The following is a 17,688-nucleotide window of genomic DNA, read 5'->3' as shown; positions in this document are numbered from 1 at the left end:
TCTCTCATGACGATGATTTATTCATTCCCGCCTGTTGTCGATGAACGTTCGCGGGTGCTCATTGCCGGTACGGCGCCAAGCGTAAAGTCGCTGGAGTACGGGCAGTTCTATGGACATCCGCAAAATTATTTTTGGCGTATTCTATATGGCTTGTTTCAAGAGAGCGCACCAGGCGATTCGGAATACCCGCCCCCTGACCCTATCTATGAGAATCGAATTGCCTTTCTCCGGGAACATCGGCTCGCGGTATGGGATGTCATTCACTCCTGCGAGAGGGAAGGGAGCCTGGATGCCAATATAAAAGAAGAGATTCCCAATGACTTCCCCGGACTGCTGGAGCGTTATCCTGGCATTCAGGCGATTGCATTCAACGGGAGTAAAGCGTATGACACCTTCCGCAAAACTTTCGGCGACCATCCTTCCCTTCAGCAGGTTGCAAAAATAAAACTGCCCTCCTCAAGTCCGATTCCAACTAAGCATATGCGGAGCCTGGAGGATCGGATCAACGTTTGGCGTGCCATCGTTCCTTTTGCCATGGATCGCTAGTTTTTCGCGGATTCAGGCGTTGAAATTGGAGGGCTTCCTGTATATAGTAGTAACATACGAAAGAACGATAGCGGGAGCGGGGCAATGAGGGATAGCGGCAAGGCCATCATTTTATTGGAAAGCAAAGCGGACGGAGAAAAAGGGACACATCGTTACAAGGGAGAATGGTTTCGCAAGGAGAAGTCGCTGTTCATCCGTTATGCGGAAGACGAAGCGACACGCGCGCTCATTCGGTATTCCCCGGGCGAGCTGTCACTTAAGCGGAGTGGCGCGGTGCAATCGGATCAGTTGTTCGTTTCTGGTCAAAGCCGGATCGGGCGTTATCAATCTGCGGTGACGATATTCGAGCTGGAGACGCGGACGAAGTCACTGACGCTGCATGCGAAGGCGACTCAGGATCAGCCGGGCGCGTTATTGCCGACTGCGCCGCCGTTCACCTTGGAATGGCGTTACGATCTATATGTAAGCGAGCAACTATCGGGACGGTTCCATATCCGTCTCCATATACAGGAGGATCACGAATCATGAGTGCGAACGTATTGGACAAATTGTATGAGCAAGTAAAATCAGCTATTGCGGATGCAGCAGTAGCAGCTGGACTGGCGGCGAGAGAAGACCTTCCGGTGTTCGTGCTTGAAGTGCCGAAGGACAAATCCCATGGCGATCTGGCGACGAATGCGGCTATGCAGCTAACCAAGCTGGCGAAGAAGAATCCTCGCGCAATTGCCGAAGCGATTATCGAGCATTTGGATCATAAGGGAGCTTCTATTCAATCGGCAGAGATTGCAGGACCGGGCTTCATTAACTTCCGTATGAACAAAAGCTATCTGTATCCGATCATTGCGGATGCGCTAAAGGCAGGAGAAGATTACGGTCGTGTGTCTGCTGGTCAAGGCTCGCGTGTACAAGTGGAGTTCGTCAGCGCCAACCCCACGGGCAGCCTACATCTAGGCCATGCGCGCGGCGCAGCAGTCGGCGATTCGCTGTGTAATGTACTAGACTTCGCGGGTTATGAAGTGACACGCGAATATTATATTAACGATGCCGGCAAACAGGTAGAGAATCTGGCATTGTCACTGGAGGCGCGTTATCGTCAAGCGCTCGGCCAAGAGGCGGAGATGCCGGAGGACGGCTATTACGGGGAAGACATTATCGTTTTTGCCAAAGGGCTGGCGGAGCAAGAAGGTGACAAGCTGCTTCAATTGTCCGATAAGGAGCGCTTCACGTACTTCCGCAGCTTCGGCCTGGAGAAGGAGCTGGATAAGATCAAGCGCGATCTCGGACGCTTCCGCGTCGGCTTCGATGTCTGGTACAGCGAGACTTCGCTCTATGAGAGCGGCCAGGTAGAACAGGGACTGGAAGCACTGAAGGCATCCGGACATGTCTATGAGGAAGAGGGCGCAACTTGGTTGTCAACCATGCCATTTGGTGACGACAAAAACCGCGTGCTTGTGAAAAATGACGGATCGTACACCTACCTGACGCCAGATATTGCGTACCACCGCAATAAGTACGGCCGAGGGTTTGACCAGATGATCAACATCTGGGGAGCGGATCATCATGGCTATATTCCGCGCGTGAAGGCTGCGATGGCGGCGTTAGGCAACGATCCGGAGAAACTGACGGTATTGATCGCCCAGATGGTTAGCTTATTCCAGAACGGCGAGAAGATGAAGATGTCGAAGCGGACTGGCAAAGCGGTGACGATGGAAGACTTGATGGATGAGGTTGGCGTGGATGCGATCCGCTATTTCTTCTCGATGAGAAGCATGGACTCTCATCTGGACTTTGATATGGATCTGGCGATTTCGACTTCGAACGAAAACCCGGTCTTCTACGTTCAGTATGCGCATGCCAGAATCTGCAGCATATTCAGACAGGCGGAAGAGCAGGGCATCGCTATTCCAGATGCAGGCAGCGTAAATTACGCCAAGCTGAACAGCGAAGCGGAATATGATTTGATTCGCAAAATCGGCGAGCTGCCGCAGGAAATAGCGGAAGCTGCTGCGCAATATGCGCCGCATCGCCTGATTCGTTATGTGTATGAGCTGGCTGCGGAATTACACAGCTACTACCGTGCAGAGCGCGTCATTACCGAAGACGCTGATCAGACAGCGGCTAGATTGGCGCTCCTTGGTGCTGTGCGCATCGCGATCGCGAATGTGCTTCGCTTAGTTGGAGTATCAACGCCGGAGCGGATGTAGGTCGTTTTCTTTGAAATAAAACAAACCGCAGAGCTATTTCCGCTCAGCGGCTTGCAGCATACGTATGACATCCAGCTCGCCGATGTTTCGGCGGGCTTTGCTGTTTTTGAGAGGCTGCATGGATCGCTTCATAATGGATTTGATCTCGCCTGGAGATAATCCTGGACGCAGCGACAGCAGGAGAGCTATTGCGCCGCTGACATGAGAGGTGGCCATCGAGGTGCCGCTCATCTCATTGTATTTGCCTCGGAGCCAGGCTGACGTTATTTTGTCGCCCGGAGCGTAGATGTCGATATAAGTGCCGCGGTTGCTGAAAGGTGCAACGCGCCGATGCCGGTTCGTTGCTCCCACGGAGATGGTTTGCGGATAACGTGCCGGGTAATCCACGGATCTGAGCTTTCCGTCATTGCCGGAGGAGGCAACGATAATAACGCCGGAATTGTAGGCGTTCGTTACGGCGCCAAGTAAAGCCTTGCTTCGAGTCTTCATGCCAAAGCTCATATTAATGACATTCATTCCGTTGCGAACACACCATTCGATGCCGAGAATAATGTCGGAGACAAAGGCGCTTCCGTTATGATCGAAGGCTTTCACAGGCGCGATAAGGGCTCTTGGAGCTACGCCGATCATGCCATGCATTTGGTTGGCTGCCGCAATGGTGCCTGCGATATGCGTACCGTGACCGTTGTCGTCATAAGGCATCTTGCTTCGATTTAATAAGTTAATACCTCGCAGCAGGGAGTGGTGTAGATCGGGGTGGTTGAAATCGACGCCGGTATCAATGACGCCAACTTTGACTCGGTGGCCGGTTGTGATGCCCCATGCTTGCGGGGCTCTTATTTGTTGAATGCCCCATGGAATACCGTTTTCTAGCGCGAGTCCTCGTTGGCCAGAAGGGCTGACGCTGATTTTGCAGTCCTGCTCCATCCATATCCTTCCGGAACAGGATTCCAGCAGTCTGGCATCGGGCGGCAGCCTGCAGGAGATGCCCCGAATGAAGGGCAGAGGTTTGATCGCTTTCAGACGGGCTGCCGATGAAGCAGCCTCGGATAGATGGCGAAGGAAGCGCCGATACTCGCTGCCATTCTGGAATCGTATAATTCTTTTGGTTGTGGCAATTTGGCTATTCATTGTCGATTGCTGTAACCAGCGTAATAATGCGGCGGTATCCAATTTTGGCTTCCCCTCCCGAAGGACGATGCTTCATCATCTTATGAATTCGCATGAGAAGCCGCATGAGCAACTTGCCTTTTTTCCGAGAAATAGGCCGAATACCGTGTCAATTTGCTCCAAAGGACATAGGATAAATGAAGAGCTTACCATGCTCTTGCATTTCCGATAATTCCGCTTGCGGCTTGTCGGATGGATACAGTCAAAGCGAAGGGTCGCTCCTTCGCTTTTTGTTGTTGGGGGGGTAAGATGGAAGCCTGCTTGATTTTTTGCATGAAATAGGTTTTACTATACTGTGACTAGCCTGTAAGCGACTAATGAATGTGTACATAATTTTTGGCAAGAGAGGATGTGTCGATATGAGCGGAAGCAACTATACATTGAAGCTGGATCCTGAGCGCGTGAAGGAAATGCCAATGGTCGACCTGGCGTTCGAGGTTCTGAAAGCAGCTAATAAACCTTATTATTATCGCGATCTGATGATGGAGATCGCTAAGATACGAGGTCTTTCCGAAGATGGCATCAATCAGTTCATCGCACAAGTGTATACGGAGATCAACATTGACGGACGATTCGCTTGCGTAGGCAGCAATATGTGGGGCCTGAAGCGTTGGTATCCGGTTGAACGTTCTGAAGATCCTGTAGGCAATGCGAAGCGTACTCGTATCATTAATGATGATGATGATCTGGAAGACGAGGATATCTTTGCGGATGAGGAAGACGACAGCTACGCATCGGATGATGAAGACTACGATGCATACGATGAAGACAGCGAAGACTTCGAGGAATCGGAAGAGGAATCGGAAGTTGATGAAGATGTCGAAATCGAAGACGAGGACCTCGAAGAAGCGGGTGAAGGCGAAGAGCTGGATGCCGGGGAAGAAGACGAGGATGAGGCATTAGAAGACGAGGAAGACGAGGAAGATCGATAGTCCGAGATGGAAGCTAGTTTTGCTTGACATGCCCCATGAGGGCAGAGTAAACTATTGCATGGGCTTTAAGATTAAGTTAACAAATAACGCATTTGATATGCAGATGAGAAAAGTGCCCCCGGTGCTACGGGTGTCACTTTTTTTGTTTGAAGGGACAAGTTGAAGAAGCAATGATTTGACCTGATAGTGTACGTTTAAAAAGAACTTGCTTTCATAAAACGCTTTTTAAACGGTCTCTGTAAGGGCAAACTGAAATTAACATAGGAGCATGGAGGGTATCATCACAGTGACCAAATATATATTTGTAACCGGCGGCGTAGTCTCATCCTTGGGCAAGGGAATAACAGCGGCTTCTCTCGGCAGATTGCTGAAGAATAGAGGCCTGAAAGTTACGATTCAAAAGTTCGATCCGTACATTAACGTGGACCCGGGAACGATGAGCCCTTATCAGCATGGTGAAGTATTCGTAACCGACGACGGAGCAGAAACTGACCTTGATCTTGGTCACTATGAACGCTTTATCGATATCAACCTATCGAAGAACAGCAACGTAACATCGGGCAAGATCTACTCCAATGTTATTACGAAAGAGCGCCGCGGGGATTACCTCGGTGGCACAGTCCAAGTCATTCCTCACATTACGAATGAAATCAAGGACCGTGTCTTCCGTGCAGGACGCGAAGCGGGCTCCGATGTTGTCATTACGGAGATTGGCGGTACGGTTGGCGATATTGAGAGCTTGCCGTTCCTGGAAGCGATTCGTCAGATCAAGAGTGATATCGGTCGCGACAATGTGATGTATATTCACGTAACACTTATTCCTTACATTAAAGCGGCAGGCGAAGTGAAGACAAAGCCTACGCAACATAGTGTAAAAGAATTGCGCAGCATCGGCATTCAGCCGAACGTTATCGTATGCCGGACGGAATATCCGCTTGCTGAGGATATGAAGCGCAAAATCGGCTTGTTCTGCGATATCGACGCTAATGCTGTTGTGGAATGCCGCGATGCATCGACCCTTTATGAAGTACCTCTTATGCTCAGAGAGCAAGGTCTTGATGAAATCGTGGTTAATCATCTGAAGCTGACGACAGATCAACCAGATATGCGCGAATGGGAAAGCATGGTTGCTCGTGTCAAGTCACTGCATAAGACGACTGAAATTGCTATTGTCGGCAAATACGTAGCTCTTCATGATGCGTACCTCAGTATCGTGGAATCGCTCGGACATGCAGGCATTGCGCTTGATTCCGAGATCAAGATCCGCTGGGTGGATGCGGAACTGCTGACAGATGCCAACGTAGCGGACAATCTGAAGGGCATTCACGGCATTCTCGTGCCAGGGGGCTTCGGCGACCGCGGCATCGAAGGCAAGATCAGCGCGATTCGTTATGCGCGTGAACAAGGCGTACCGTTCTTCGGTATTTGTCTAGGCATGCAAGTTGCGGTCATCGAGTACGCGCGCAACGTCGTAGGATTGGCTAACGCCAACAGCTCGGAGATTAATTCCGCTACGCCGTACCCGGTTATTGATCTGCTTCCGGATCAGAAGGACATCGAGGATCTGGGCGGAACGATGCGTCTTGGTCTGTACCCTTGTAAGATCGTCCCTGAGACGATCGCTGCTCGCGAATATTCGGATGAGCTTGTATACGAGCGTCATCGTCATCGTTATGAATTCAATAACGAATACCGCGAGGCTATTGAGGCGGCTGGACTTATCATCTCCGGTACTTCGCCGGACGGACGTTTGGTGGAGATGGTTGAGCTTGCGGATCATCCTTGGTTCCTTGCTGTTCAATTCCATCCGGAGTTTACATCAAGACCTAACCGTCCGCAACCGTTGTTCCAAGGCTTTGTCCAAGCATCCCTGGGTTATTCCGAGCGTTAATGGATCGGTGACTTGCGTTGATGTTCGACTTTCTATCAAAGACAGTAAGTTTTTGTATAGATTAGAAGGAAAATCCCTTAGCTTCACGAATATATAAAAAATGAGTATTTTCGAGGATGTCAATTTTTTATATGGAGTTTAGTCTCGGGGGGTAGATGAAGCTTGGATAAGAAGAAGGTACTTATTGTTGACGATCAGAACGGAATCCGCGTGCTGCTACTGGAAGTGTTCAGCAGCGAGGGCTATCATACATTTCAAGCGGCCAATGGCAAGCTTGCTTTGGAAATCGTGAGGCTGGAAGCGCCGGATTTGGTTTTATTGGATATGAAGATTCCTGGCATGGACGGACTGGAGATTCTGAAGCATATCAAGGCCATAGACCCTTCGATTAAAGTCATCATGATGACCGCATATGGCGAATTGGATATGATTAAGGAAGCGACCGACCTGGGAGCGCTCATGCACTTCACGAAGCCGTTCGACATCGACGAAATGAGAATGGAAGTGAACCGGCAGCTGCATGGAGGCAACTCTTCAGGCCGTTTCGCGGTAGGTTCATAACGAGATATGGAACGGTACCGATGCTGAATAGGCGTCGGTGCCGTTTTTTGCTTGGGAGGGAGAAGGCTTGTCCTGCTTCCGGCTCTATTTGATGATGAAAATAACTCATCCTGGATGAAGCGTCCCAACCCTTTTCCAGCCTTATAAAACAAGCTTTACTATTTGCAGCCGCAGTATGATATAATAGCTCAGAATGACAAGTCGGAACGGGCTTGAGACAGAAAGCTAACTATAGGAGGAAACAGAACTATGCCACTCGTGTCTATGAATGAGTTTTTGCCAAAAGCAAAAGCAAACAAATTCGCAGTAGGTCAATTCAACATGAACAACCTGGAGTTCGCGCAAGCGACTGTCGAGGCTGCTATGGAAGAGAATTCGCCATTTATTTACGGGGTCAGCGAAGGCGCTCTTAAATACATGGGTATCGAATTTACTGTAGCAATGGCTGAAGCGGCTGCTAAAAAATCCGGTCTGCCAATCGCGCTTCACCTTGACCACGGAAGCAGCTTTGAAGTTGCAATGAAGTGTATCCGTGCAGGCTTCTCGTCTGTTATGTTCGACGGCTCCCACTATGGCCTTGAAGAGAACATTGCATTGACGAAAGAAGTTGTAAAGGCAGCGCGCGCTATGGGCGTATCCGTAGAGGGCGAGCTTGGAACAATCGGCGGCGTAGAGGATGACCTGAGCGTTGATGAAGCTGATGCTACATTGGCTAACGCAGAAGAAGCAATTCGCTTCTACGAGGAGACTGGTGTAGACTGTCTGGCTATCGCTGTTGGTACAGCTCACGGCATGTATAAAGGCGAGCCAAAAATCCATTACGATATTATTCAAAAAGTAGCTGACGCTATTCCAGTACCGGTTGTACTTCACGGCGGTTCGGGCGTTCCAGACGAAGCGATTCGTCTGTCGGTCCAAGCTGGCGTTGGTAAAATCAACGTGAATACAGAAAACCAAGTGGCTTTCACAACGACGATCCGCGAAGTGCTGAGCGCTAACGGTGAAGTGTTCGATCCACGTAAATACCTAACGCCTGCACGCGCTGCGATGAAGGCTGTTATTCAAGAAAAAATCCGCTTGTTCGGAAGTAACAATCAAGCTTAAGCAACAGGAACAAGGGAGGACAAACCGCCTGAACAGGACTAGCGGCTTTACGGCCGCTAGCTTCGGCGGTTTTTCCTTTGTTATCTTCCAACTAACAGGAGGATTATTGATTTGATGGAGAAACTCATGATACGCGGCGGACGTCCGCTGCGCGGAACTGTCCAGATTAGCGGGGCCAAGAACAGTGCAGTGGCTCTTGTGCCAGCGGCCATCTTGGCAGAATCTGAAGTTGTGCTCGACAATTTGCCGCTTATTAGCGATGTGGCAGTGTATAGTGAAATATTGCAAGAGCTGGGTGCTGTTGTGAAACGGGATGGCGATACGATGCGAATCGATCCTTCCCAGCTGATCTCAAAGCCGATGCCTAATGGCAAGGTGAAGCTGCTTAGAGCTTCTTATTATATGATGGGGGCATTACTGGGGCGTTTCGGCGAAGCGACGATCGGACTTCCGGGCGGCTGCAACTTCGAACCGCGACCTATTGACCAGCATATAAAAGGATTTGAAGCACTGGGCGCTACCGTAACGAATGAACATGGTTCGATACGAATTGCCGCCAAGGAACTGCGCGGGGCAAAAATTTATCTGGACGTCGCAAGTGTAGGCGCGACGATTAATATTATGCTGGCGGCCTCAAGAGCCAAAGGCTCCACAATTATTGAAAACGCGGCAAAAGAGCCTGAAATTATAGATGTAGCTACTCTCCTGAACGCCATGGGCGCCACCATTAAAGGTGCCGGAACCGAAACGATCCGTATTGAAGGGGTCGAGCGGCTTCACGGCTGCCGTCACTCCATTATTCCCGACCGAATCCAGGCAGGCACTTATATGATTATGGCTGCGGCAACCCGCGGTGATGTTCTTATTGATAACGTTATCCCGAAACACTTGGAGGCACTGACCGCCAAGCTTGAAGAGATGGGCGTGCAAGTGGAAGAGATGGATGAAGCGATCCGTATTGTTGGAGCGCCTGAATATACGGCTATTGATGTCAAGGCATTGATTTATCCGGGATTCGCGACGGATCTGCAATCCCCGATGACGACCTTGTTGACCCAGGCAAAGGGTGTCAGCATTCTGTCGGACTATGTGTATGGAACAAGGTTCAAGCATGTGCCGGAGCTGTCGCGCATGGGAGCGAACATTCGAATGGAAGGCCGCTCCGCTATTATCGAGGGGACGAAGCTTAACGCTGCCAAGGTAAAAGCTGCAGACCTCAGAGCGGGAGCCGCGCTTGTCGTAGCTGCACTAACCGTAGAGGATGGCGTCACGGAAATTTCGAATGTGGAATACATTGATCGCGGATATGATCATCTCGTTGAGAATTTAACCAGACTGGGTGCGGAAGTATGGCGTGAGACGGAGTCCTAAAGGGACTCCGACTTTCCTCGCGGAATAGAACTGGCATAGAATGGTAAAGATGATTAATCAGTCATACTCTATATAATTTGAATAAAGTGGTGAGAATATGTCGGATCTACAGATCGCGGATCTGGAAGGATTGAAGCTGACGGAACTGTACAAGCTGGCGAAGCAGTACCAGATCGCCTATTACGGTCAGCTTAAGAAGAAAGAGCTCATCTTCGCTATTCTTCGTGCGCAAGCAGAGAAGAGCGGACTGATGTTCATGGAAGGCGTACTTGATATCCTGCAAGAAGGCTTCGGCTTCCTGCGCCCTATTAATTACTTGCCAAGCAAAGAAGACATTTATATCTCGGCTTCCCAGATCCGCAGATTCGATCTGAGGAGCGGCGATCTCGTATCCGGCAAGTGCCGGCCGCCGAAAGAAAACGAACGTTACTTCGGTCTGCTTCAAGTCAATGCTGTAAATGGAGAGAATCCTGACACAGCGTCTGAACGACTTCATTTTCCTGCCCTTACTCCTCTATATCCCGAGAAGAAATTAGTGCTCGAAACCTCGCAGTCGAAGCTATCCACCCGTATGATGGATCTACTGGCACCTGTTGGACTAGGTCAGAGGGGTCTGATCGTCGCGCCGCCCAAAGCGGGCAAAACCCTTTTGTTGAAGGAAATTGCCAATAGCATCTCGGAGAATCATCCGGACATTGAGCTTTTTGTGCTGCTAATTGATGAGCGTCCAGAGGAAGTGACAGATATGCAGCGCTCCGTAAAAGGAGAGGTTGTATCGTCGACTTTCGATGAGCTGCCGGAGAATCATATCAAGGTAGCGGAGCTTGTCCTGGAGAGAGCGCTTCGATTGGTGGAGCATAAGAAGGATGTCGTTATTTTGCTAGACAGCATTACACGTCTGGCGAGAGCATACAACTTGGTCATTCCTCCATCCGGACGGACCTTAAGCGGCGGTATTGATCCAGCAGCCTTCCATCGTCCGAAGCGTTTCTTCGGCTCGGCTCGTAATGTGGAAGAGGGCGGCAGCTTAACGATTCTTGCAACGGCATTGATCGAGACCGGCTCACGTATGGACGATATTATATATGAAGAATTTAAAGGCACCGGCAACATGGAGCTTCATCTGGATCGGAAGTTGGCTGAACGTCGCATCTTCCCTGCGCTGGATATGCGCAGATCGGGTACGCGTCGTGAAGAGTTGCTCCTGAGCAAGGAAGAGCTGGACAAGATCTGGGCTATTCGGAGAAGCTTGACGGATACGCCTGACTTCGTTGATAACTTCCTTAAGAAGCTGAAGGAATCGGATAATAATGAGCAGTTTCTTATGTCGCTCGACACTTCGGCCGAACCGCCTAAGAACGAGCGCCACGCCATGAAGAGCAATTCAGCGTCTTCGGCAAGCCGCAGACCGGTGAACAGAACGACGCATACCTCTTAAGGTTCCGTGGAAAGGAGAACATCATGAATCTCGTATATGCGGATGAACACGGCAATGTGTTCGACCATCCTGACTATATCGGACTTGGACGAAGCGGCGATATGATTGTAGAGCTGATGGAGGACGAGCTTATTCCGCTTCCGGAAGGAGCGACGCTCGTAAGTCTCCCATTCACGAGACCGATAGGACTAGATCCAGACTCGGGCCAAATGCAGGCGCTGCCCGGCGGGGCTCAAGCGGTAGGGGCGTTATTGCCGCAGGGCTACACTCGTTTATGTCTGCCTGGTTATGTGAAGTCAGATAAGAATGAGAAGCTGCCTCTGTTCGGTTACACGGCTGTTGTCTGGAAGAACGGGCAATTTTTTGTGACAGCCGAGCAGTGCGACGACCCTGAACGCTGGGATCCGCTTAATTGCGATCGGAACGAATTGAATGTGCAAGTGGAGAGGCTGCTTCAGAAGTATCCCGATAACCGGCTGTACAAGCACTTGTCCAACTGTGCGCTCGGTTATGAGTGCCTCACGGCATCCAACACGTTTCTAAGCCGCTGGGAAGGTGCGGTTCCCGTATCGTATTCCTGCAACGCAGGATGCTTCGGCTGTATCTCAGAGCAGCCGGATGACAGCGGCTTCGTAGCGCCGCAGACGCGCATGAATTTCAAGCCGACTGTGGATGAAGTAGTGGAGATTATGCTGGAGCAGCTGAAGGAGCCGGAATCGATTATCAGCTTCGGCCAAGGCTGCGAGGGAGAACCATCGACGCAGATGAAGATCATCGTGGAAGCGATGAATCGGGTAAGAGCGCAAACCTCACTCGGGTATATCAACATCAATACCAATGCGGGCCTGACCGATTTTATGAGAGCAATCGTAGATGCTGGTCTTGATCTGATGCGGGTAAGTACGATTAGTGCGCTTGACGACCATTATAATGCGTATTATAAGCCGCGTGCGTATACGCTGCAGAATGTGGAGCGATCGCTCAAGTATGCGACGGACCAAGGAGTATACACCTCCATCAACTACTTGATTTTCCCAGGCGTTACGGACCGGGAAGAAGAGATCGAGGCGATGATCGGCTTCGTCAAGCGAACGGGACTGAAACTTATCCAGATGCGCAATCTGAATATTGATCCGGAGAGTTATCTGGCTCTTATACCGAAGGCGCAAGGTGAGATCTACGGGATGAAACAGATGCTTGAAATTTACCGTCAGGAGCTTCCTGATGTCGTGATCGGCTCGTATACGCATGTTCCCCCAGTGGGAATGCGCAGGCCGATTGTGATGAGATAGCAGTTCGATCCAATATAGAAGGATTCGCACGGCGCACCATTGCGCCATCTTGCTTATCCATGCTATAATTCGCATGTGTGATTTAATTCTGGGCCCGCATGTGGCTCAGGGCAGAAAGAGGTGAACGAGATGAAACAAGGTATTCATCCGACATACCACGTCGTTACAGCAACTTGCGCTTGCGGCAATACGTTCGAGACAGGTTCGATCAAATCGACCCTTCGTGTTGAGGTTTGCTCCGCATGTCACCCATTCTTCACGGGTAAGCAGAAGTTCCTGGATGCCGGCGGCCGCGTCGACCGTTTCAAGAAGAAATACGGCATTTAATTTATTACAATCATTCAGCCTTTATTTGGCAGAATACAAGAGCCTCCCTCAGCCATCCTATGGTTATAAGGGAGGTTTTTTTATGGGTTATTTCAAGGGATATAGAAGAGGACGAAGGATGTGGAAGCTGCTTTGGATCGGCTTGTTCGGAGCGGCAATTATGCTTGGCGGCTGTGCCAAACAGGCGTCTGATAAAGCTCAGTCGTACCAGAATGACGGTTACCTCGGCTATTCGAACAGCAATCCGAACCTGCTTAATCGCAGCGGTACATTATATGAGAAGGATATTCAGTTTATGGGGCAATTGCTGGAGCCTGTGAAGGGCATACGCAAGACCGAGGTTGGATTTAACGGGGACGATGCCAATGTGACGTTGCGCATCAATCGGGGATTGTCGGACGCCGATCGGGAACGTATAAGGGCTGAAGCGCAGAGCATCCTCCAGTCCAACTTTCCACGTTACGACGTGCATGTGAAGGTTCGGAGCTAGGCAGAGGATTTTTTACAGCCTTACGACATGCAAAAAACTCCAGGGCGCTTTTTCACAGTCTACGACATGCAAAAAACTCCATAGGTTGCGCTTTGCTCTGGAATGTACTATACTTGTCTTTGCCGTGCTAGATGGGGAGGTAGCGGTGCCCTGTAACTCGCAATCCGCTGTAGCGAGGTTGAATTCCTGTCTGAGGTTATGCTGATGTGAGGCTTGGCGCTTGCAAGCAGTGTTGACAGTTGGGTCCTCCGCAATGGACGCTTGTGAACTCGGTCAGGTCCGGAAGGAAGCAGCCGTAAGCAAGTTAGTTCATGTGCCGGGGGAGTGCCTGGCTCGAGCTGTGCAGCAAGAATGCCGCTTGGATCGTATTTATCAGGGGCAGGTGCACGGTTCTAACCATAGATGTGAAGGGCAGCGGATGCCCATACCATGAAAGTCCCGCAGTTGCAGTTCATCGAGCTATTGATGCTTGAGAGAACGAAAGCTGCGGGACTTTTTGCTTCTATAAGCTTTTTAACATTTTGCTTGGTGCTGCGATGTAGTATAATAGAGGCATCAGAAAAAGCTGCTTTGAGAAGATCAGGCAAGCTGAAAGGGAAGGGTCGCGTGTCACATATCGCGTTATATCGTGCCTGGCGTCCTCAGACGTTTCAGGACATGGTTGGACAGCAGCATATTATACAGACGCTTCAAAATGCGATTCGGGAGAATCGTGTGTCTCATGCCTATCTATTCAATGGACCGCGGGGAACAGGTAAGACAACGACAGCCAAGGTGCTCGCTAAAGCAGTGAACTGTGAGCGTGGACCAACTGTGGAGCCCTGTAATGAATGCGCTGCCTGTCGAGGAATTACAGCAGGACACATTATGGACGTTATCGAGATTGACGCCGCATCCAATCGCGGCATTGATGAAATTAGGGAAATACGAGACAAGGTAAGGTATGCTCCGTCGGAAGTGCGCTTCAAAGTGTACATTATTGACGAGGTGCATATGCTCACTACCGAGGCGTTCAATGCGCTTCTCAAGACGCTTGAGGAGCCGCCCGGTCATGTTATCTTTATATTGGCGACAACAGAGCCGCATAAGCTTCCGGCAACGATTATATCCAGATGTCAGCGGTTCGACTTCAGGCAAGTTTCGCTGGAGGAACAATCGGGCAGGCTGATGCAAATCTGCCAAGATGAAGGCATAGTCGCGGATGAGGATGCGCTGGCTTATATTTCTCGGTTGTCCGAAGGCGGAATGCGGGATGCCATCAGTCTGCTGGAGCAAGTTGCGGCGTTCGGCGATCGGCGAATTACGTTAGATGCAGCAATAGATGTTACAGGAGGCATGGCTGCTGATCAATTCTACCAATTGGCTGAAGCCCTCCGGGATCGCAACGTAGCTGCCCTTATGCCGCTTGTAGAGGGCTTGATGCAAGCAGGCAAGGCTGCGGATAAGTGCATGGAGAATCTAATGTACTACTTCCGTGATTTGCTTGTTCTAAAGCTTGCTCCCTCAGGAGGCGCAGTAACGGAGCGAGTGGTGGATCGCGATCGGTTCGTGGCTATGGCGGAAGCCTACTCTTCCCAACGATTGTTTGCCATGATTGATGTTCTTAATCGTTATCAAGTAGAATTAAAGCATGCCTCACAGCCGCAGACGTTATTCGAAGTGGCGTTGATGAAGCTTTGTGCCATAGGAAATGAGCAGACTTCCAGTCAAGTTGCCCACGGATCGAGTGATTCCGGCAGCGCGGATAATGCCTCATCAGCTGAGGTGACACGGCTTCGCCAGCAAGTAAATGCTCTAGAACGCAAGCTTGAGGGCTTGTTGCAAGGCGGTGTTCAGCCTCAAGCGGGGCAAGACGCAGGAGCAGGAGCTTCCCGCAATTCGGGGCCAGGTTCCAGAGGCGCCATTCGAGGTGCTTTCGGCAGCGGTGGCGGCATTGCCCGTTCCAAAGTAAAGCTTGAGGGTTATATAGCAGCGGCAGGCAGTCCGGAGTCAGGCATAGCGCGTTCGCGTTGGGGCGATGTACTAGGCCGCGTGAAGGATGCCAAAGTGACGCTTCATGCGTGGCTGAAAGACGGGGAACTCGTGTCCGTCGACGGCGGCAATTTGCTTCTGGCATTCAAGAATGATATTCATAGGGAAACGACTGAAAAGCCGAACCATCGAGAAATTATCGAGCGCATAGCGCAAGAGGTACTTGGTACTGCGTATCATTTGGTCACGGTGATGCTGAAGGACTGGCAAACAGCCTTGGATGGGGCAGGTGAGGCGGCGAGTGAGCCGTTAGAGCTTGTGCCTGAAGGAGAAGGCGGTCCCGAGTCGGTAAGCAGGCGTCCTGAATGGGTGGAAGAAGCCGTTAAGCTATTCGGTGAAGAGCTTGTCGTTGTGAAGGACAATCTATAACTACTAAATCGATGGGGTGAATGAACATGAACAATATGAATCAGATGATGAAGCAAGTGAAGAAGATGCAGGAGCAAATGTTGAAAGCACAGGAGCAACTGGAAACCAAATCGGTTGAAGGAACGGCTGGCGGCGGCGTTGTTACAGTTGCTGTCAATGGACACAAGAAGCTTCTTAATATTATCATTAAGCCGGAAGCGGTAGATCCTGACGATGTAGAAATGCTGCAAGACCTAGTTATGACAGCTGTTAATGACGCTCTTACAAAAGCAGATGAGCTTGCAAACCAAGATATGGGCAAATTTACGGGCGGCATGAAAATCCCGGGTCTGTTCTAATAACAGGCTGAAGCTTTGCTGAAGGCCTGAGAGGAGCTGTACCCTTTTGCATTACCCGGAACCGATAGCGAAATTGATCGACTCATTCACGCGCTTGCCTGGTATTGGCCCCAAGACGGCTGCAAGGCTTGCTTTCCACGTGTTGCGGATGAAAGAAGATGATGTCATCGACTTTGCCAAAGCGTTGGTAAGCGTAAAGCGGAATTTATTTTATTGCTCCGTATGCTGCAATATTACGGATACGGACCCGTGCAGAATTTGCCAAGACAAGTCTCGCGATGGTTCTGTTATTTGTGTGGTACAGGAATCCAAGGATCTTGTGGCTCTGGAACGTATGAAGGAATTTGACGGCTACTATCATGTGCTGCAAGGAGCGATCTCTCCAATGGAGGGAATCGGGCCGGATGAAATTCGGATAGCTGAGCTTCTGAGAAGGCTTAGTGATGAGAAGGTACAGGAGCTTATTCTGGCCACGAATCCGAACATCGAAGGTGAAGCGACCGCGATGTATTTGTCTCGACTAGTCAAGCCGTTCGGTCTGAAAGTAACCAGAATCGCACACGGCTTGCCGGTCGGCGGCGATCTGGAGTATGCCGATGAGGTTACGCTATCCAAAGCGCTGGAAGGCAGACGTGAATTAATTTAACTTAAATGAATGGTTTCTACTATAAACCGAACTTCCTTCAATGGGGAGTTCGGTTTTTGTTTTATCCGAAGGAAGATCCTTTCATATTATCGTTCTAATCTTGTCCACTGGCTTATACACATATGAAGGAAGCCATTAAGGGATGGACAAGGAGGGACGGTTATGGAGTTAACGATCAAGACGGATGCAGAAGCAACGCACAAGCGCCGTATCAAGGAAGAGATAAGGGAGACATTGCGGGAATGGGAGAATGCAAAACGATTTTTCGAGCATGCATTAGGGCACGAACAAGTGGATTATGCTATTCATGCGATTATTACGGCAGAGAAGAGATATGCGATGCTCATTCATAAGGCCAAAAAAATGAAGGGGCCATGGCCCCAATGGGAGGTAGTTGGGCAATGAAAATCGTATGGCTTTCTATATTGATTGTTTCATCTTTATTGTTGATAGGGATCCTGCTGAGGCATAAGCTATCCTGGAGCTGGCTCCGGGGATTTGCCCTGCATCTGGTTGTGGCTGCGGGGCTGCTCTACATCGTTAATGAATTAGGAGTTATTGAGGGGCTGCATATTCCGCTTAATCCTATTACGATTAGTACAGCAGTTGTATTAGGTGTGCCGGGGGTCTTCATGTTGGCGGGTGTCCAATTGTTTATCGTTTGAGAAAAAGGATGGAATGATCACCCAACTCTGAATGTTCCGAATATGAATAAGGTGGTTGACGAGTCCTTATTGATTATGCTACATTAATGTTCGCGCCAAGGAATTATGCAAGAAAGCATGAAAAAAGAATTTAAAAAAATGCTTGCATTAACCTAGGCAGCTGTGATATATTATAAAAGTCGCCGCTGAGACAAACGGCTGACACGCAAGAAACGAAAGACAAGAGATTGTTCTTTGAAAACTGAACAACGAGCGAAACTGCCCGATACAATCGCAAGATTGAATCGATAACGAAGTTTACTTAATCAGCTTG

The 17,688-nt window shown here is 50.0% G+C and carries 18 protein-coding genes and 1 other RNA gene; 18 read left to right on the top strand and 1 reads right to left on the bottom strand.

Going from position 1 to position 17,688, the window contains the following annotated elements:
* The first annotated feature begins 6 nt into the window (after positions 1-6).
* The 3 genes from DX130_RS18480 to argS all read left to right on the top strand — a co-directional run bounded on the left by DX130_RS18480 (position 7) and on the right by argS (position 2,750).
* Positions 7-546, top strand: a complete 540-nt coding sequence (locus tag DX130_RS18480) for a DNA-deoxyinosine glycosylase (protein WP_116047895.1) — start codon at positions 7-9, stop codon at positions 544-546.
* Between the two features lie 84 nt (positions 547-630).
* Positions 631-1,074 (top strand): YwiB family protein, encoded by a 444-nt coding sequence (locus tag DX130_RS18475; protein ID WP_116047893.1) that lies wholly within the window; start codon positions 631-633, stop codon positions 1,072-1,074.
* Positions 1,071-2,750 carry an arginine--tRNA ligase gene (argS, locus tag DX130_RS18470; RefSeq protein ID WP_116047892.1) on the top strand — a complete coding sequence of 560 codons (1,680 nt, stop codon included), beginning with the start codon at positions 1,071-1,073 and terminating at the stop codon, positions 2,748-2,750. The genes DX130_RS18475 and argS overlap by 4 nt, the downstream gene beginning before the upstream one ends.
* 33 nt (positions 2,751-2,783) lie before the next feature.
* Here the strand turns inward: argS and DX130_RS18465 are convergent, their stop codons facing one another.
* Complete coding sequence (locus tag DX130_RS18465; RefSeq protein ID WP_116048483.1) at positions 2,784-3,881, bottom strand: S8 family peptidase; 1,098 nt, start codon at positions 3,879-3,881, stop codon at positions 2,784-2,786.
* 398 nt (positions 3,882-4,279) lie between these two features.
* Between DX130_RS18465 and rpoE the strand changes: the two genes are divergently transcribed.
* The 15 genes from rpoE to DX130_RS18390 all read left to right on the top strand — a co-directional run bounded on the left by rpoE (position 4,280) and on the right by DX130_RS18390 (position 17,375).
* A complete protein-coding gene (gene rpoE, locus DX130_RS18460; RefSeq protein ID WP_116047890.1) occupies positions 4,280-4,852 on the top strand; it encodes a DNA-directed RNA polymerase subunit delta in 573 nt (190 codons plus the stop codon).
* A gap of 286 nt (positions 4,853-5,138) precedes the next feature.
* A complete protein-coding gene (locus DX130_RS18455) occupies positions 5,139-6,743 on the top strand; it encodes a CTP synthase (RefSeq protein ID WP_116047888.1) in 1,605 nt (534 codons plus the stop codon).
* Positions 6,744-6,905: 162 nt separating this feature from the next.
* Entirely contained in the window at positions 6,906-7,304 is a 399-nt protein-coding gene (locus DX130_RS18450) for a response regulator (protein ID WP_116047886.1), read from the top strand.
* A gap of 249 nt (positions 7,305-7,553) precedes the next feature.
* A complete protein-coding gene (fba, locus tag DX130_RS18445) occupies positions 7,554-8,408 on the top strand; it encodes a class II fructose-1,6-bisphosphate aldolase (RefSeq protein ID WP_116047884.1) in 855 nt (284 codons plus the stop codon).
* Positions 8,409-8,522: 114 nt separating this feature from the next.
* The gene (locus DX130_RS18440) at positions 8,523-9,779 is read left to right on the top strand and encodes a UDP-N-acetylglucosamine 1-carboxyvinyltransferase (RefSeq protein ID WP_116047882.1); all 1,257 of its coding nucleotides are present in this window, start codon (positions 8,523-8,525) and stop codon (positions 9,777-9,779) included.
* A gap of 97 nt (positions 9,780-9,876) precedes the next feature.
* Entirely contained in the window at positions 9,877-11,217 is a 1,341-nt protein-coding gene (gene rho, locus DX130_RS18435; protein ID WP_116047880.1) for a transcription termination factor Rho, read from the top strand.
* Positions 11,218-11,240: 23 nt separating this feature from the next.
* Positions 11,241-12,509 carry a radical SAM family protein gene (locus DX130_RS18430; protein WP_116047878.1) on the top strand — a complete coding sequence of 423 codons (1,269 nt, stop codon included), beginning with the start codon at positions 11,241-11,243 and terminating at the stop codon, positions 12,507-12,509.
* A 129-nt stretch (positions 12,510-12,638) separates the two neighbouring features.
* Entirely contained in the window at positions 12,639-12,836 is a 198-nt protein-coding gene (rpmE, locus tag DX130_RS18425; protein WP_116047876.1) for a 50S ribosomal protein L31, read from the top strand.
* 118 nt (positions 12,837-12,954) lie between these two features.
* Positions 12,955-13,326, top strand: coding sequence for a hypothetical protein (locus DX130_RS18420; protein ID WP_116047875.1), 372 nt, complete (start codon positions 12,955-12,957; stop codon positions 13,324-13,326).
* 122 nt (positions 13,327-13,448) lie between these two features.
* Positions 13,449-13,716: signal recognition particle sRNA large type (gene ffs, locus DX130_RS18415), an RNA gene on the top strand.
* A 216-nt stretch (positions 13,717-13,932) separates the two neighbouring features.
* Positions 13,933-15,726 (top strand): DNA polymerase III subunit gamma/tau, encoded by a 1,794-nt coding sequence (gene dnaX, locus DX130_RS18410; protein ID WP_116048481.1) that lies wholly within the window; start codon positions 13,933-13,935, stop codon positions 15,724-15,726.
* Positions 15,727-15,752: 26 nt separating this feature from the next.
* The gene (locus DX130_RS18405; RefSeq protein WP_116047873.1) at positions 15,753-16,064 is read left to right on the top strand and encodes a YbaB/EbfC family nucleoid-associated protein; all 312 of its coding nucleotides are present in this window, start codon (positions 15,753-15,755) and stop codon (positions 16,062-16,064) included.
* Between the two features lie 46 nt (positions 16,065-16,110).
* Complete coding sequence (gene recR, locus DX130_RS18400) at positions 16,111-16,710, top strand: recombination mediator RecR (RefSeq protein ID WP_116047871.1); 600 nt, start codon at positions 16,111-16,113, stop codon at positions 16,708-16,710.
* A 162-nt stretch (positions 16,711-16,872) separates the two neighbouring features.
* Positions 16,873-17,115: a DUF2508 family protein gene (locus DX130_RS18395; RefSeq protein WP_116047870.1), complete on the top strand. Its 243-nt coding sequence runs from the start codon at positions 16,873-16,875 to the stop codon at positions 17,113-17,115.
* Complete coding sequence (locus DX130_RS18390; RefSeq protein ID WP_116047868.1) at positions 17,112-17,375, top strand: pro-sigmaK processing inhibitor BofA family protein; 264 nt, start codon at positions 17,112-17,114, stop codon at positions 17,373-17,375. Before DX130_RS18395 ends, DX130_RS18390 begins: the two co-directional genes overlap by 4 nt.
* Positions 17,376-17,688: the final 313 nt, after the last annotated feature.

It is taken from the genome of Paenibacillus paeoniae, assembly GCF_003388735.1.
GTDB classification, from domain to species: domain Bacteria; phylum Bacillota; class Bacilli; order Paenibacillales; family Paenibacillaceae; genus Pristimantibacillus; species Pristimantibacillus paeoniae.
This window is presented reverse-complemented; position numbering and strand designations above follow the sequence as displayed.

Coding starts and splice junctions, on each gene's coding strand:
- DX130_RS18390 (WP_116047868.1), top strand. CDS start 17,112: ATGAAAATCGTATGGCTTTCTATATTGATTGTTTCATCTTTATTGTTG.
- DX130_RS18405 (WP_116047873.1), top strand. CDS start 15,753: ATGAACAATATGAATCAGATGATGAAGCAAGTGAAGAAGATGCAGGAG.
- DX130_RS18420 (WP_116047875.1), top strand. CDS start 12,955: ATGTGGAAGCTGCTTTGGATCGGCTTGTTCGGAGCGGCAATTATGCTT.
- argS (WP_116047892.1), top strand. CDS start 1,071: ATGAGTGCGAACGTATTGGACAAATTGTATGAGCAAGTAAAATCAGCT.
- DX130_RS18465 (WP_116048483.1), bottom strand. CDS start 3,881: ATGAATAGCCAAATTGCCACAACCAAAAGAATTATACGATTCCAGAAT.
- DX130_RS18440 (WP_116047882.1), top strand. CDS start 8,523: ATGGAGAAACTCATGATACGCGGCGGACGTCCGCTGCGCGGAACTGTC.
- DX130_RS18395 (WP_116047870.1), top strand. CDS start 16,873: ATGGAGTTAACGATCAAGACGGATGCAGAAGCAACGCACAAGCGCCGT.
- rpoE (WP_116047890.1), top strand. CDS start 4,280: ATGAGCGGAAGCAACTATACATTGAAGCTGGATCCTGAGCGCGTGAAG.
- rpmE (WP_116047876.1), top strand. CDS start 12,639: ATGAAACAAGGTATTCATCCGACATACCACGTCGTTACAGCAACTTGC.
- rho (WP_116047880.1), top strand. CDS start 9,877: ATGTCGGATCTACAGATCGCGGATCTGGAAGGATTGAAGCTGACGGAA.
- fba (WP_116047884.1), top strand. CDS start 7,554: ATGCCACTCGTGTCTATGAATGAGTTTTTGCCAAAAGCAAAAGCAAAC.
- DX130_RS18430 (WP_116047878.1), top strand. CDS start 11,241: ATGAATCTCGTATATGCGGATGAACACGGCAATGTGTTCGACCATCCT.
- DX130_RS18475 (WP_116047893.1), top strand. CDS start 631: ATGAGGGATAGCGGCAAGGCCATCATTTTATTGGAAAGCAAAGCGGAC.
- DX130_RS18480 (WP_116047895.1), top strand. CDS start 7: ATGACGATGATTTATTCATTCCCGCCTGTTGTCGATGAACGTTCGCGG.